Source organism: Embleya sp. NPDC025285, assembly GCF_055558835.1.
Genome location: NZ_JBVHLU010000023.1, coordinates 91,471 through 106,401, shown reverse-complemented (window position 1 = coordinate 106,401; position 14,931 = coordinate 91,471). Strand labels below are relative to the sequence as shown.

Genomic DNA, 14,931 nt, shown 5'->3' with positions numbered 1-14,931 from the left:
CACGGGGCCCCCGCCCATTCTCCCTCCCCCCCCCCCCCCCCCCCCCCCCCCCCCCCCCCCCCCGGGGCCGCGTGTGGGTGGGCGATGGGCCGCGTCGTCCGCGCGGCGGGCGGCGTTGTCCACAGAGCGGACGGCGTTGTCCACGGAGGGGCCTCGGGTGTCACCGACAGCTCTTAGACTGCTCGGATGACAGCGCTCGACGACGGTCCCCAGATCAGCGAAGCGCTGCAGGTTCTGCATCGCGTCTTCGGTTACGACTCGTTTCGCGGGAGTCAGCAGGAGATCATCGACCACGTGATCCGGGGCGGCGACGCGCTCGTCCTGATGCCGACCGGTGGCGGGAAGTCGCTCTGCTACCAGATCCCGGCCCTGGTGCGAAAAGGCGTCGGGGTGGTGATCTCGCCGCTGATCGCGCTCATGCAGGACCAGGTGGACGCGCTCACCGCACTGGGAGTGCGCGCCGGATTCCTCAACTCGACGCAGAACCCGGACGAGCGGCGCATGGTCGAGTCGGAGTTCCTGGCCGGCGAGCTGGACCTGCTCTACCTCGCGCCGGAGCGGCTCAAGGTCGACGCCACCCTGCGGCTGCTGGACCGGGGCACCGTCTCGCTGTTCGCGATCGACGAGGCACACTGCGTGGCGCAGTGGGGTCACGACTTCCGGCCCGACTACCTCACCCTCTCCCAGCTCCACGAGCGTTGGCCGGACGTGCCCCGTGTCGCGCTCACCGCGACCGCGACCGAGGCCACCCACGCCGAGATCGCGTCCCGGCTGAACCTGCAACAGGCCCGGCACTTCGTGGCCAGCTTCGACCGGCCCAACATCCAGTACCGGATCGTGCACAAGGACAAGCCGCAGAAGCAGCTGCTCGACCTGCTGCGCGCCGAGCAGGCCGGCGACGCGGGCATCGTGTACTGCCTGTCCCGGGCCTCGGTGGAGAAGACCGCCGCGTTCCTGGTCGACAACGGCATCGAGGCGCTGCCGTATCACGCGGGTCTGGATTCGCGGGTGCGCGCCGCCAACCAGTCCCGGTTCCTGCGCGAGGACGGCATGGTGATGGTCGCCACCATCGCCTTCGGGATGGGCATCGACAAGCCCGACGTGCGCTTCGTCGCGCACCTGGACCTGCCCAAGTCGGTCGAGGGCTACTACCAGGAGACCGGCCGCGCCGGTCGCGACGGGCTGCCGTCCACCGCGTGGCTGGCGTACGGCCTCCAGGACGTGGTGCAGCAGCGCAAGATGATCGACGGCTCGGAGGGTGACCTGGCCCACCGCCGCCGGCTCGGCACACACCTGGACGCGATGTTGGCGCTGTGCGAGACGGTGGAGTGTCGACGGGTGCGCCTGCTCGCCTACTTCGGCCAGCAGAGCACCGCGTGCGGCAACTGCGACACGTGCCTGTCGCCGCCCGCGTCCTGGGACGGCACGATCGCGGCGCAGAAGGTGTTGTCGACCGTGTGGCGGCTCAAGCACGAGCGGCGTGGGCAGAAGTTCGGCGCGGGCCAGATCGTGGACATCCTGCTCGGCGCCAAGACGGCCAAGGTGATCCAGTTCGACCACGACACGCTGCGCGTCTTCGGCATCGGCACCGAACTGGGCCGGACCGAATGGATGAGCGTGGTACGGCAGTTGCTCGCGATGAAGCTGATCGCCGTCGAGCCCTCGTACAACGCGCTCGTGCTCACCGAGGAGAGCGAGGAGGTGCTCGGCCGGCGGCGCGAGGTGATGTTGCGCCGGGAGCCGGAGCGGCCCGCCCGTGCGGCGAAGGCCGACAAGGCGGCCAAGGGCGGCAAGGGCAAGGCCGCGCCGGTCGAGCTGCCTGCGGAGGCCGCGCCGATCTTCGAGGAGCTGCGCGCGTGGCGTGCGGCCACCGCGAAGGAGCAGGGCGTGCCCGCGTACGTGATCTTCCACGACGCGACGCTGCGCGAGATCGCCGGCACCCGGCCGAGCACCCTGGCCGAGTTGGGCACGATCAGCGGCATCGGCGAGAACAAGCTCGCCAAGTACGGTCAGCCGATCCTGGACACGCTGGCCGGCTCCACGGCGGCCGGCCCCGCGCCGGCGCCCGCTTCCGTACCGGCGCCCGCGCCCGCGCCCTCGGCCGCGCCCAAGACCGCACGCGCCGCCGAACTCACCCGTGAACCGGTGCCCGAGCTGATCCGCGAACCGCTGCCGGACTACCAGCCCGACTACGAGCCGGACTTCGAACCGGAGCCGGAGTACTACCCGGAGTTCGAGCCGGACCCGGACTACCGGGGCTGACCGGTCGGGCGGCCGGGCCGGCCGGTAGGGGGCGCAAGCCCGTCCCGGCCCTGCTCGGGCCGGCCACCTCCGAACGCGAGAGTGGCCGGCCCCGGAGTCGATCCCCGGGGCCGGCCACTCGCGAAGCCGATGTTCGGTCAGCCCTTGGGCGCCGGACCGTCGCCGCCCTGTCCCGCGTCCAACTCGGCCAGCTCCGCCAGGAAGCGCTCGATCACGTCGCTGTCGGCCACCAGCGTGCCGACCGGCTCGCCGAGCACCTTGCCCGCGAGCTCCGTCCCGATCAGGCCCAGCTCCGCGTGCAGGGACGCACTCGCCAGGGCGATGTCCGCGTCCAGCCGCTCGTGGCCGGAGGTGACCAGCTCGTCCTTGATCCGCTGCCCCTCGGCGCGCGCCTCGGCGATCAGCCGGGCGCCCTCCTCGGAAGCCTGCTGCCGGACCAGCGCGGCCTCCTTACGGGTCTCGACGATCTGCGCGCGCAGTTCGGCGAGCGCCGCCTCGCTCTCCCGCTGGAGTTCCGCCGCCCGGTCGAAACCGCCTTCGAGCGCCGTGTGCCGCTTGGCGATCGTGTCCGCGATGCGCGGCAGCAGGATCTTCGCCAGGATGGCGAAGACCAGCACAAAGGTGATGAATCCAAAGATCAGTTCGGCGATATCCGGCTTGAGAGGTCCCATGCCTCGAAATCCTCGAACACGGCCGAGAACAAATCAAGTTCCGATCACCCTCGTGACCACTCCCGGTGTTCGCCGAACTCCGCCGCGCAGCCGCCGAGCCGGGCCGCGGCCCGAGTACCTCCTGCGTACGGCCTGCGGAATCGGTTCGCCTGATCGCCTCGGCGCACCCGCCCCGGCCCGGTCCACCCGTCACGCCCGCCCGGCCGGGAAGTCGAGCAGCACGATCGGCTCCCCGCTCGGCTCCGCGGATCCGCCCGGCGGCTCCACGGTGACCCCGACCCCCGACGCCCGGTCGATCGCCGACGCGAGCAACGCCGTACCCGGCCGGATCACCCCGATCGAACGCATGTGGCCGTTGTCGTTGTACCAGCCCTGATATACCCGCGCGTTCGGCAACGTCGGAAGGCCGGACATCAGCAACACCGTCCGGTCGAGCGCGCGGGACACGATCATCCGCGCCGTACCGCCACCGGCCACCGGCGCGGACGCCTGGACCGCGTCCGGCGCGGCGAGTACCGCCTCGATCCGCGCGCTGCGCTCGCGCTCCGAACTCACCGCGCGCTCCGCCCTGCGGGCGTCCTGGTACTGGTCGATCGCGACACCGCCGAGCGCACCGAGCGCGGCCAGGCACGCGGCGAGCACGAAGGCCGTGAAGCGCCGGGCCCGACGCCGCGCGGTCCCCACGACCGGCAGTCGCACGGGCACCTCGGGCGGCAGTTGACGTACGGTCACGATGCCGTCCAGCACTCGACGCCTGAGCTCCGCGGCAGGCGTCTCGGCAACCGCCGAGGCCAGCCGCGCGGCGGTCTCCCGGAACTCCCGAACCTCCTGCGCGCAGGCCGGGCACACGGTCAAGTGCCGCTCGAACTCCCGCTGTTCGTCCTCGTCGAGGGCGTGTACGGCGTACGCCCCGGTCATCGTGTGCAGGTCGGCGGGGGTCATGTGCCCACTCCCAGGCAGTCGCGCAGGCGGATCAGGCCGTCCCGCAGGCGGGTCTTGATCGTGCCCAACGGCACGTCCAGGAGGCCGGCCACCTCACGATGGGTACAGCCTCGGTAGTACGCCAGGGTCACCGACTGCCGCTGCAACTCGGTCAGGGTGCGCAGGCAACGCCGCACCTGCTCGCGTTCGAGCCGGGCCTCGACCTCCTCGGTCACTTGGTCGTACTCGGGCGTGTGGTCGCGTACCGCGGTGCGTTGTTCGCGATCGGTGGCCGCCTGCGCCGAGCGCACCCGATCGACCGCGCGGCGGTGCGCCATGGTCAGGATCCAGGCCATCGCGCTGCCCTTGTCGGGCCGGAAACGGGCGGCGGTGCGCCACACGTCGAGCAACACCTCCTGCGCCACCTCCTCCGATTGCGCGGGATCGCGGACCACCCGGCGCGCGACCCCGAGCACCGCGCCGATCACCGCGTCGTACACGGAGGCGAAGGCCTCCTGATCCCCCTGCGCCACACTCGCGAGCCGATCCTCCAGGGTCGGCCCGCGATCATCCGACGAGGCGATGTGCACGACGGTCCTCATCCGTCCTCACCACACATCCCGGCGCCACGGGTCACGAAGCCTCTCGCCGCGTAATCGCACAACCCGGTGCCGCGCATCGCGAATCCGCGCGCCCCGAAACCGCGCTCCCCGAACCCGCGCGTCCCGAAGTCGCGGGCCCCGAGTCCACGCCTCCCGGCACCGCGGCCGGTGCCGCCGTCGCCCCCGAGGCCGGATCCGCTCGCGGCCGCACAGCCGCCCCGGCGGCGGTGCCCATACCGATCACCCATGTCCCACTCCCGCTCGAGCCGCCCCGAGGACGTCACCCGTGGTGGGATTGCCCCAGCACTCCCGAACCACGCGTCCGTCCGGCACCGGATGCGGCTCCGATCGAACCGCGTCGCACCGGCGTCCGCCAGGTATTCGATGCCGAACGTCGAACGGATTGGTGCCCACGCCGGTCGATTTCCGCACCACGGGAGAGGACCCGGCGCACCCACGTCCCTCGATCGGATCGGCCCGACCCGATTCGGGTGAACGACCAATCCGCACGACCGTCGGTCGCGAATGGCCCGACGTGAAGGCAATCGGAACTCGCCGATGGACGCGGGCCGGACTGGGCGCGCTGAGCGGACTGCTGTCCGCCGGCGCCGCACTGGCCGTCGCCGAACTCGGCGCCGCGTTCGTCCGGCCCGAGGCGAGCCCAATCCCGGCCGTCGGGGGAGCGGTCATCGACCGCACTCCCCCGGCCATCAAGGACTGGGCCGTCCGGGAATTCGGCGACAACGACAAGTTGATGCTCCAGTCCGGAATTCTGGCCATCCTCGCGCTGATCGCACTCGGCCTCGGCCTGGTGTCGCTGCGGCTGCGTCGCACGGCGATGGCAGGCGTGTTCGCGTTCGGACTGCTCGGCGCGTTCGCCGCCTACCACCGGGCCGGCGCCGGTTTCGCGGACACCGTGCCGTCCCTGCTCGCCGGGGTCGCCGGGGCTGCCGCGCTGTGCCGGCTGACCAGGCCGGTGGTCGGGGTGTGTGCGGAGGATCGCGCGTTCGACCGCCGCGCCTTCCTGATCACCGCCGGCGCGGTGGCCCTGGGCTCCGCGGTGTCCGGCACCACCGGTCGGATCATCGGCAACGGGAAGCGGGCCTCGATCGCCGCGTTCCGCGACCGGATCCGACTGCCCACGCCCGCCGAACCGGCCCCGGCGCTGTCGGTCGGCACGGATCTGCGGTTGCCCGGCATGTCCTCGTTCACCACCACCAACGCCGACTTCTATCGAGTGGACACCGCTCTCGTGGTGCCGCGTGTGAACGTCGGGAACTGGTCGCTGCGGATTCACGGCAAGGGCGTGCGTACGCCGTTGACCTTCTCCTACGACGACCTGCTCCGGCGCCCACTGATCGAGCGCGACATCACCCTGACCTGTGTGTCGAACGAGGTCGGCGGCCCATACACGGGCACGGCCCGGTGGATCGGCGTACGACTCGCGGACCTGCTGCGGGAGGCGGGCGTACGGCCGCCCTCGCGCGGCGGCCCCGCCGATCAACTCGTCTCCCGCTCCACCGACGGAATGACCATCGGCACGCCGGTCGAGGTCGCCATGGACGGGCGGGACGCGCTGCTCGCGGTCGGCATGAACGGCGAACCGCTGCCGTTCGAGCACGGCTACCCGGTCCGGATGGTGGTGCCCGGGCTGTACGGATACGTGTCCGCGTGCAAGTGGCTCGAGGACCTCGAACTGACCACGTTCGCCGCGTACGACGCCTACTGGGTCAAGCGCACGTGGTCGCGGGAGGCGCCGATCAAGACCCAGTCGCGGATCGATACCCCGAAGCCGTTCGCCCGCCTTCGGATCGGCACGCCGGTACCGGTCGCGGGCATCGCGTGGGCCCAACACCGGGGCGTGTCCGCCGTCGAGGTCGGCGTGGACGGCGGCCCGTGGCAACCCGCCCGGCTCGCCGAGGCGCCGAGCGTCGACACCTGGCGCCAGTGGGTGTGGGAGTGGACGCCGACCACGGCGGGCTCGCACCGGATCGAGGTCCGTGCCACCGACGCCGGCGGCGCCGTACAGACCGACAAGCGGGTCGGCACGGTGCCCAACGGCGCCACCGGCCGGCATTCGGTGGTGGTCACCGTCACCTGACCGACGCCCCGAAGTCCAAGCGCACACCCGAGCCCGAAGCCTCATCGCTCACACCCAGGCTCCGGCGCCTCACGCCTCACACCTCACGCCTCAAAAAAGGAAGTCACCGATGACCACCATCCGTCTCCCCCGCACCATCGCCACCGTCGCGACCGTGGCCGCCCTCGCGATTCCGCTGGCCGCCTGCGGCAGCGACGACAAGGACGACTCGGCCAAGAAGACGGAGACCTCCGCGCCGGCCGCGGCGCCCTCGTCGGCCGGCTCCCCCTCGTCGGCCGCCGGCGCCCCCGGCGGCGCGAACCCGGCCTCGGCGCCGTTCGGCAGCGCGTGTTCGGCGGTGCCCGCCACCGGCGCGGGCAGCTTCACCGGCATGGCCATGGACCCGGTCGCCACCGCCGCGTCGCACAACCCGGTGTTGTCCACCCTGGTGACCGCCGTCCAGACCGCCGGGCTCGTGGACACCCTCAACACGGCGCAGAACATCACCGTGTTCGCGCCGACCAACGACGCGTTCGCCAAACTCCCCAAGGAGACCCTGGACAAGGTCCTGGCCGACAAGGCGATGCTCACCAGGATCCTGACCTACCACGTCGTCGGTCAGCGGCTCGCGCCCGCCAGGCTGGACAACGGCTCGTTCGAGACGCTGGAGAAGCAGTCGCTCACCACCAAGGGCTCGGGCGAGACGTACACCGTCAACGGCACCTCGAAGGTGGTCTGCGGCAACGTGCAGACCGGCAACGCGACCGTGTACCTCGTCGACACCGTGCTGATGCCGCCGGCCTCCTGACCGGCCCTGCCCGACCCACCCGACCCGGCCCGGCCGGGTGGTGACCGACGGGCGGTCGTGTCCCCGCGCGTGGGGACACGACCGCCCGTCGGCGTGCCGAGCGCCCCCGGGCCTCTCCCTCCCAGGTCCGCGGGCGCCGGCCGCCGAGCACCGGTCGGAACCGCCCCCATCGGTCGGCCTGCACGACCCGGCGCCCCGAGTGCGTCTCCACCCACCACGTCACCGAGGTCGGCTGACCTCACCGTCGAAGCTGAAGCCCCTGTCCAGCCCCCCGCGCCGGACAGTCGTCTTCCGCGTCTTGGGCGGGCTCACCGGTTGATCGGTATCCGTGGCGGGTGGACGTTGATATCCGGGCACGTACACCCACGCGGTCTCGTCGACCTCCTTGGCTCGCACGTGCACCTCCCCATAGGCCGCGCTCTCCAGGCCGCCACGCTCCGGGACGACCACCGCCTCGTGCCACGAACCGGACACGATCAGCGCCAGACACGCGCGCTCGGCGGCGGCCAGCACCGCGCGCAGCGGGTCGGCGTTGACCAGGCGGCAGGCGGTGTTGATCGCGCTGCCCGACCAACCGCGGATGTCCTGCACCACGTCGCCCGCGTGCAGGGACACCCGCAGCCGGATCCGCGCCTCGTCGCTGGCATGCCGGTCGTGGTTGCGCAGCCCGGCGTGCAACCGGTCGATGAACAGATCGGTCAGGTCCTCCTTGGGCACGTTCGCCGGGATCAGCAGGATCGCGCCGTCGCCGCGGTCCTCGACCACGCACGCGTCCCACGCGATGCCCGCCGATTCGAGCGCGGAGTGCAGCAGTTCGTACAGCCGCCCGCGCACCCACTCCTGCGTCACGTCCGAACGCCGGCCGAATCGCTCGACGTCGAGCACCAGGATCGACATGTATCGCGACTTGGCTCCCACGGATTCCCCCAACCGCCTACCGCGCCGTGCGCTCGCGCGCCTCGCTACCTGCCCCTCAAGGAGTACTCCGGCGACGGCCGGTTGTACGCGTCAGATGACACACAACGCGTTATCCGTCGGCCCATTCGCGCAACGCGGGCGGATCGGGCACCACGATGCTGCCGCGCCGGGTCCGCACCAGCCCGGACTCGTACAACACGCGCAGCGCCCGGACCACGGATTCGCGCGAGATGCCGATCGCGTCGGCGAGTTCCTGCTGCGTGGTCCGGATCACGTACGGCCCCTCGGCGCTGCCCAGGGTGCGGTCCGCCAACGCCCGGGCCACCCGGCGGCCGGTGGCCAGCGCGCCGTACTCGACCCGCCAGCGGTCCGACTCGCGAATCCGGGAGACCGTGCGGATCAACACCGCGTACACCAACGGAGCGTTCGTGTTGAGCAGTTCGCGAAACCGGGACAGCGGCACCAGGACGGCCACCACCGGGCCCAGCGCGACCACGGTCGCGGACCGGCCCCGCCCGTCGATGCAGGCGAGCTCACCGACCAGCTCGCCCGGTCCGCGGACCGCGATGGTGACCGCCGAACCGTCCGAGGTCGCCCGTTCGATCTTGACCTGCCCGTGCTCGATCAACACCACGTGACGCGGGTGGTCGCCCTCCATGAACAGCGCGTCGCCGCGGTCGTAGCCCAACCGCCGGCCGGACTCGCGCAGGACGTCCCGGAGTTCCTTGGGCAGTGCCCTCTCGTCCTCGGCCACACCCGCTCCTCCGTCGCCCGTGCCGCCAGAGCTTAACCACGCGCATTCCGATCGGTCAGGCGTTCGCGGATCCCGCCGGTGGGCCGGGATCGAGGTCGGCCCGACCGCTCCCGAGCCGTCCGCGTGGCGTGGTCGGCCCTTCGGTGGGTGTACCCATCCGGGCCGACGGACCGACCGGGCGGGAGTGGATCGGCCCGTTCCCGGGGAGGGATAGGACTCGCACGCGGGCGGAGCCCGGCGACCAGGAATCGACGAGTCGAACGGTGGCACGATGGACGCACGGATGCTCTACACCCAGGTCGTACAGGACCTGACCACGGGATCCACGAACCGGTTCGTGGACCGGGCCGAGGCCGGCCAGGTCGAAGCCGAGGCACTGCGCCGGATCGCCGGCGAGGAGTATCGGATCATCCTCAGCGATCGGCGCTCGTTCGCGTTGCTCGCGGCCCGATTCCCGGACGCCGCGCCGCTGTTTCTGGCCCTGGCCGACGGCGAGGGCCGAGCGTTGCAACTGCTGATGCCGTACGCGGAGGCGGTCGGCCTGACCGCCGCCGACCTGCTCGGGTACGCGCCGAACGCCGCCGCCCAGGGCTACCCGCATCACCTGGCCTGGCTCGCCCAGTTCGGCTCGCGCGCCGAGGTGGCCCTCGCGTTGTTGGCCAACTTCGGTTTCTGGGGCGGTTATTGCGAGCGGTTCGCCCGGGCCCTGCGTACCCACCACGAGTTGACCGAGGATCAGGTCGCGTTCTTCACCTTCTTCGCGGAACTGCCCCCGGGCTTCGAGGACGCCGCCCTGACCCTGTTGCAGACCGGACTGGACGCGGGTGACGACCAGGAGGGCGCCAAGACCGCCGCTCGCCTGATGCAGAGCTACGAACTGGCCTTCTGGGACGCCCTCCCGACGTCCTGACGCAACGAGCGCGGCCGGCCCGGCCGACCGCACCGCGCCCGTGCGCCCTACTTCGACTCGGTGAGCCCCGCCCCGGCCGCCCCCTCGGAGAGCACCGCCTCCACCACGCTCGACCGCGCGGCCTCCAGCAGCGTCCGGGTGTCCGCCGGGGTGCCCGGGTCGGCCAGTGCCTTGTTCACGTCCAGGATCCGGAACGGCGGCCCGGGGTGCGAGTACAGCGGGCGGAACCGCGCATCGGTCACGCTCCACGTGCCCGCCGCGTCCCGGGAGAACGTGAACAGCCCGGCCGAGCTGTAGTTGCCCCTCGGCTTGTCCGGGAAGTTGGCGAGTTCGTCGCCCATCCCGTAGATCACCCACGTGCCGTTGACCTTCTCGTAGGCCTGCGGCACGTGGTTGTGCGTGCCGATGATCAGGTCGAAGTCCTTGCTGCCGTTGTCCGTCGAGGCGGTCAACTCCCGTGCCAAGGTGCGCTGTTGCTGGTCCGGCTCGCGCTGCCACTCGGTCCCCCAGTGCACGCTCAGCAGAACCAGCTCGGCGCCGGCGGCCCGAGCGGCCCGGGCCTGGGCGATCATCCGCTGCTTGTCGATCACGTTGACCGACCACGGCTTGCCCTCGGGCAGCGGGATCCCGTTGGTGTCGTACGTCCAGGACAGGTGCGCGACCTTGACGCCCTTGACGTCCATGATGGTCGGCGCGGCCTCCTGCTCGCTGCGCGCGCTGCCCGCGTGCCGCACCCCCGCCGCGTCCAGGGTCTCCAGCGTGCGCTGGACTCCCTTGAAGCCGCCGTCGAGGGTGTGATTGGACGCGGTCGAGCAGCCGTCGTAGCCGGTGTCCGCGAGCGTGCGGGCGATCTGCGGCGGCGCGGCGAAGATCGGATAGCCGGTGAACGGCCCCTCGGGCGGGGCGTATGGGGTCTCCATGTGACACAGCGCCAGATCGGCCTGCTGCACCAGCGGCACCACGTCCGCGAAGATCTTGTGGAAGTCGTTCCCGGAGCCGCCCGCGTCCCGCTCGGACTGGGCGATGATCGTCGGGTAGGCGAGCACGTCGCCCGTGGTGGTCAGGGTGAGGGTCATCGGCTGCCTACCCTGAGCCGCGGGCGTGGGCGCGGGCGCGGTGGGCGCCGAGGCGGCCGAGTCCTTGCGGGCGTGGTTCCCGGTCCGGCCGGAGTCCCAGACCAGGGTGATCAGCCCTGCCAGCAGACCGAGTGCCACCAGCGCGATCGCGGCGCCGTATCTCTTGCGTGACGTATCCATGGCCGCGTATTCCCCCCACGCGAGCGCCGCAGCGAAAGAGCCGCCGATTGGCGGAACTCTGCCGGCCCGCTCGTGACCGGCCAACCCTGATCCGCCCGGCCGTAAGCGGGATGTCGAGGGCTCGCGGCGCACGTCGGATCACTCGCCCGCCCGGGTCCCGAGGCGGGCCGGGGCAACCCGAATCGGCGGCGCATGGCACGGGGGGAGCCATGCGCCGCCTCGCGAGGCGCGCGCGGCCGAATCCCGGGTGGGGACAGGATCGGGGCCTGTCCCGGGGATCTCGGCTTGGTCCGCGCCGCCCGGCATGGGCCCTAGCCGCAGGCCTCCAGGTACTTGTGCAGGACCAGCTTCGCGACCGAGGTGTGCGCACCGATCGGCTCGGCCGCCGTACACCCGGCCTGGGCCGCGACCTCGGCGATCCGACCGGCTTCGACATCGGGACCGAGCACGTGCGGCGCGAGCGCTATCGAGGCCGCGCCCATCTCGCGCAGCCGCTCGGCGGCGACCGACACCGTCTTCGGGTCGCCCAGGTCGGCGGTCATCACCGGCAACGCGAGTCGGGCCGCGAGCAGCACACCGGTCACCTCCGCCGCGGCGACCGCCTCCGGGCCACCGTCGGTGACCAGCACGATCCCCTCGGCGGCGGTGGCGACGCTGAACAAACGGGCCCGGTCGGCCCGGGCCAGGCCGGCTTCGGACAACCGCTCGTGCAGCACCTCGGCCAGCAGCGGGTGCGGACCGAGCACGCCGCAGCGCAGGAACTCGCCTTCCGCGGTGGCGAGAACGGCCTCGGTCCGGGCCGCGGCCTCGGCGTCGGGACCGAGCAGGAGCGGGACGACGACCGCCGACGGCGCGCCGCGCAGGACGGCGGCGAGGTCGGTGCCGCCCTCCTCTATCACCACCGGCCGGATGTCGAGTCCGGGCAGATCCGCGCCGGCCAACAACGCGACCTCGCTCACCAGGGCGAGCAGGTCGGCGTTCGCGGGGCCGGGCACGGCGAGAATCAACGGTTTGGCGGCCTCCGGGAGTTCGTGGGAATCGGGCCGACGGTGCCGTCCGCCCTGACGGGGTTGCGGCACCCGGGTGGGCAGACCTGGAGTGCGGGCGGGCAGCGGGGACGCTGCGTCCGAGGAGGAGCTCATGGGATCGAATTTTATGGAATCCGGCCAAAGCCTTCACAGCAGGACGACAAGAGCAACAGGACTGTTACGGCCATGATCACCGCCGGCGCTGCCGGTGGCCCGGATTTCACGGCTCCGGCGGCGGCCGACCCACCGTCGACCGGGTGCCCGCCCCGCTCAGATTCGGGTGGCCAACTGTGGATAGTCCACCACCAATCCCTCCCGATCCACGAGCAGATCGCTGCGGAAATCACCGGACTCGTAGCGCACCCGAGCCCCGTCGGGTTCCACGCCCAGGTGCGTGTACGTCTGCCAGGACGGTGCCACCACCAACTCCGGCACGGCCACGAAGGCCATCAGGAAGCGGTGCCGGCCGGCCTCCTCGTGCAGCCCGTGACGCAGGATCGGCATCGTGTTGGTGAGCGGACACAGGCCCAGGTCGCAGTCGAGCGCGTCGGCCAGGTCCGGCCGGGGCACGCCGTCCACCGTCCAGCCGTCCGCCGTGCGCCGCAGGTCCAGCCGTCTGGTCTCACCCGCACCCTGCGCGACCACCCGCAATCGGGTGGTCACGTAGTCCTGCCCCGTCTCCAGCTCGTAGGTGAGCCGATACGACCGCGGCGTCGTGCCCAGGGCCTCGCCCCGCGCGGAGAGCCACGACTCCCCCAACTCGACCCACGAGGTCTCCTGCCCGCCGCTCTCGGTCACCTGCCACGTCAGTACGCGCTCATCCGTCACGTGTGCATCGGTACCCCGATTCGGCCATCCGCACCAACGCTTTTCCGACCCCGGCACGGGCCCCGTTCAGCCGGCCGCGGCAGCCGCGGTGGCGAACAACTCGGGCAGTGTCCCGGCGAACGAAGGGGCCATCCGCGCGGCGATCACCCGGGCTTCCAGGCCCTCACCCAGGTATTCGCGGATGTACTCGGCCATCCGCGCGCGCTGCGCGGCGGCCGACTCCGGTTCCGGCGCGTAGCGCTGGATCCGGTCGTACAGCTCCAGCGCCCGCTCGGCGGGCGTGGCGGCGATGAACACCCGCTCGGCCAGATCCGGAATCTTCGTCAGCTCGACACGCAGCCGACGCACCTCCTTCGTGTAGCTGTCGTCGTGCGGGTACACCCGACGCCATCCGCCGCCGACCGGCCACCGCTCGCGCAGCGCCTCGCCGTCGTCGGCGGCCTCGGCGATCGGGGCCGGACAATCCGGAAGCGCGGTCAGGTAGCGCGCGGTCGCGGCCGGCAGCGGCGCCTGGGCGTGCGCGGCCTCCAGGGCCGACCAGGCGGCCCGCGGATCCCAGGGTGCGCCGATCAGGAAGCCCTGCGGCACCCGCGGGGGGTCCGACCGGGGCGACCGCCGGGCGAGGCCGCGCTCGTACTCGGCCCGCAGCCGCGCGCGGCCCTCCTCGCCGGCCTCGAACATCGCGCGCAGCTTCGCCGCCGGCCCCTCCCGCAGCGGCAGGTCCTCGACCAGGCTCGCCGCCCCCGCGACACCGTGCCGATCCCACAGGGCGAGCAACGCGCCGAGCAGGACCGCACGATGCACGGGCACCACGAACGGCTCGTGCTGCCGCCTGTTCCCGAAGGTGTCGCGGAACAGCGGGCGCAATGCCTGCGTCCCGCCCTCCTCCCACGTCCGGATACACGTGGACACGCTCACGTTCGCCTGCCGCACCCGCAGCAGCGCGGCCCGCACGAGCGTCGGATCGCCGGACCACACCCCGGGGCGCCGGTAGCGGATGTTGTCCGACCGGAGCGCCCGCGTCCTCGTGTCCGGGTCGAGCGGGACGGTGCCGGCGGCGGCCATGATCCGGTTCCGCTCGCGGTCGCCCGCCCTGGGGTTGTTGTAGACGGCCGCGTTCACCTCCGGGACGCCCAGATCGATCAGCGCGTCGTGCGCCTCGGCGCGCACCGATCCGGCGGCGGCCAGCGCGAGCCGCTGCTTCGGCGTCGCGCGACGCACCACCTCGGCGACGATCGGCCCCGGCAGCAGGGCGCCGAAGTGCACGAGGTCGAGCACCGTACGCGGGCGCAGGTGCGGCACGAGCGCGGTCAGCAGCTCGGGGCGGGCCGACAACAGCAGTTGCCGCCATTCGGTGGCCACCGTGCGCGGCGGGGTCGGGATCACCTCGGTGCCGCCCGTACCGACGCCGGCCGCCTCGACGAGTTCGGCCACGGTGCCCTGGCAGTCGGGCAGCAGTGCCAACAGCCGTGACCACGCGCGCGGGTCGGCCCCCAGGTGCCGCTCCAGAAGCGCGGTCACCTCGGTGGTCGGCCGCAGGTAGGAGAAGGCGTCGTGCGCGGCGCAGTGCCGGAGAAAGCGCAGTGCCGCGACGGCGGGTCGCGCCTCGGCGAGAACCTCGGTGGTCACCCGGATGTTCGGGTTGCGCGCCGCGGCCCGGATCAGGTCGGCACCGGTGCCGTACCGGATCACCGAGGTGATCAACGCGGCCGGGAGTCCGCGCGCCTCGCCCAGGTGCGGGGCGTAGGTCCCGCGGACTCGGGCGAACACCTCGCCGTCGGCGTTGTCCAGCGCGGCGAGCAGCGCGAAGGCGGAGGCATAGTGCATGTCGGATGCCCTCTCGGGAGTCGTGGCCCACTCGGGGACGAAGGGTGGTGGCACACACGGGAACGA

General features: G+C 72.2%; 13 protein-coding genes. 4 read left to right on the top strand and 9 right to left on the bottom strand.

Going from position 1 to position 14,931, the window contains the following annotated elements; genetic code table 11:
* The first annotated feature begins 186 nt into the window (after positions 1-186).
* Positions 187-2,262 carry a DNA helicase RecQ gene (recQ, locus tag ACZ4FV_RS18015; protein WP_465322881.1) on the top strand — a complete coding sequence of 692 codons (2,076 nt, stop codon included), beginning with the start codon at positions 187-189 and terminating at the stop codon, positions 2,260-2,262.
* Positions 2,263-2,399: 137 nt separating this feature from the next.
* On the opposite strand, the gene ACZ4FV_RS18010 is transcribed toward recQ, so the two are convergent.
* The 3 genes from ACZ4FV_RS18010 to ACZ4FV_RS18000 form a co-directional block, all read right to left on the bottom strand.
* The gene (locus ACZ4FV_RS18010; RefSeq protein ID WP_395866113.1) at positions 2,400-2,933 is read right to left on the bottom strand and encodes a F0F1 ATP synthase subunit B family protein; all 534 of its coding nucleotides are present in this window, start codon (positions 2,931-2,933) and stop codon (positions 2,400-2,402) included.
* Between the two features lie 189 nt (positions 2,934-3,122).
* Entirely contained in the window at positions 3,123-3,875 is a 753-nt protein-coding gene (locus ACZ4FV_RS18005) for an anti-sigma factor (RefSeq protein WP_402230571.1), read from the bottom strand.
* Positions 3,872-4,456 carry a sigma-70 family RNA polymerase sigma factor gene (locus ACZ4FV_RS18000; RefSeq protein ID WP_395866117.1) on the bottom strand — a complete coding sequence of 195 codons (585 nt, stop codon included), beginning with the start codon at positions 4,454-4,456 and terminating at the stop codon, positions 3,872-3,874. The genes ACZ4FV_RS18005 and ACZ4FV_RS18000 overlap by 4 nt, the downstream gene beginning before the upstream one ends.
* Before the next feature lie 535 nt (positions 4,457-4,991).
* On the opposite strand from ACZ4FV_RS18000, the gene ACZ4FV_RS17995 reads away from it, so the two are divergent.
* Positions 4,992-6,557 (top strand): molybdopterin-dependent oxidoreductase, encoded by a 1,566-nt coding sequence (locus ACZ4FV_RS17995; RefSeq protein WP_402230568.1) that lies wholly within the window; start codon positions 4,992-4,994, stop codon positions 6,555-6,557.
* Positions 6,558-6,666: 109 nt separating this feature from the next.
* Positions 6,667-7,344, top strand: coding sequence for a fasciclin domain-containing protein (locus tag ACZ4FV_RS17990; protein ID WP_402230566.1), 678 nt, complete (start codon positions 6,667-6,669; stop codon positions 7,342-7,344).
* A 219-nt stretch (positions 7,345-7,563) separates the two neighbouring features.
* Here ACZ4FV_RS17990 and ACZ4FV_RS17985 read toward each other — a convergent pair whose 3' ends face one another.
* Together ACZ4FV_RS17985 and ACZ4FV_RS17980 are read right to left on the bottom strand one after the other, a co-directional pair.
* Positions 7,564-8,262 carry a hypothetical protein gene (locus tag ACZ4FV_RS17985; protein WP_395866123.1) on the bottom strand — a complete coding sequence of 233 codons (699 nt, stop codon included), beginning with the start codon at positions 8,260-8,262 and terminating at the stop codon, positions 7,564-7,566.
* Between the two features lie 109 nt (positions 8,263-8,371).
* A complete protein-coding gene (locus ACZ4FV_RS17980; protein ID WP_395866125.1) occupies positions 8,372-9,016 on the bottom strand; it encodes a Crp/Fnr family transcriptional regulator in 645 nt (214 codons plus the stop codon).
* A gap of 271 nt (positions 9,017-9,287) precedes the next feature.
* On the opposite strand from ACZ4FV_RS17980, the gene ACZ4FV_RS17975 reads away from it, so the two are divergent.
* Positions 9,288-9,926 carry a thiaminase II/PqqC family protein gene (locus ACZ4FV_RS17975; protein WP_395866127.1) on the top strand — a complete coding sequence of 213 codons (639 nt, stop codon included), beginning with the start codon at positions 9,288-9,290 and terminating at the stop codon, positions 9,924-9,926.
* A gap of 47 nt (positions 9,927-9,973) precedes the next feature.
* On the opposite strand, the gene ACZ4FV_RS17970 is transcribed toward ACZ4FV_RS17975, so the two are convergent.
* The 4 genes from ACZ4FV_RS17970 to ACZ4FV_RS17955 form a co-directional block, all read right to left on the bottom strand.
* Positions 9,974-11,182 (bottom strand): CapA family protein, encoded by a 1,209-nt coding sequence (locus ACZ4FV_RS17970; protein WP_395866129.1) that lies wholly within the window; start codon positions 11,180-11,182, stop codon positions 9,974-9,976.
* A 311-nt stretch (positions 11,183-11,493) separates the two neighbouring features.
* Positions 11,494-12,324, bottom strand: a complete 831-nt coding sequence (locus tag ACZ4FV_RS17965) for a sirohydrochlorin chelatase (RefSeq protein ID WP_395866131.1) — start codon at positions 12,322-12,324, stop codon at positions 11,494-11,496.
* A 156-nt stretch (positions 12,325-12,480) separates the two neighbouring features.
* Positions 12,481-13,038: a putative glycolipid-binding domain-containing protein gene (locus tag ACZ4FV_RS17960; RefSeq protein WP_395866133.1), complete on the bottom strand. Its 558-nt coding sequence runs from the start codon at positions 13,036-13,038 to the stop codon at positions 12,481-12,483.
* A gap of 66 nt (positions 13,039-13,104) precedes the next feature.
* Positions 13,105-14,865, bottom strand: a complete 1,761-nt coding sequence (locus ACZ4FV_RS17955) for a hypothetical protein (protein WP_465322880.1) — start codon at positions 14,863-14,865, stop codon at positions 13,105-13,107.
* Between the last annotated feature and the right edge of the window lie 66 nt (positions 14,866-14,931).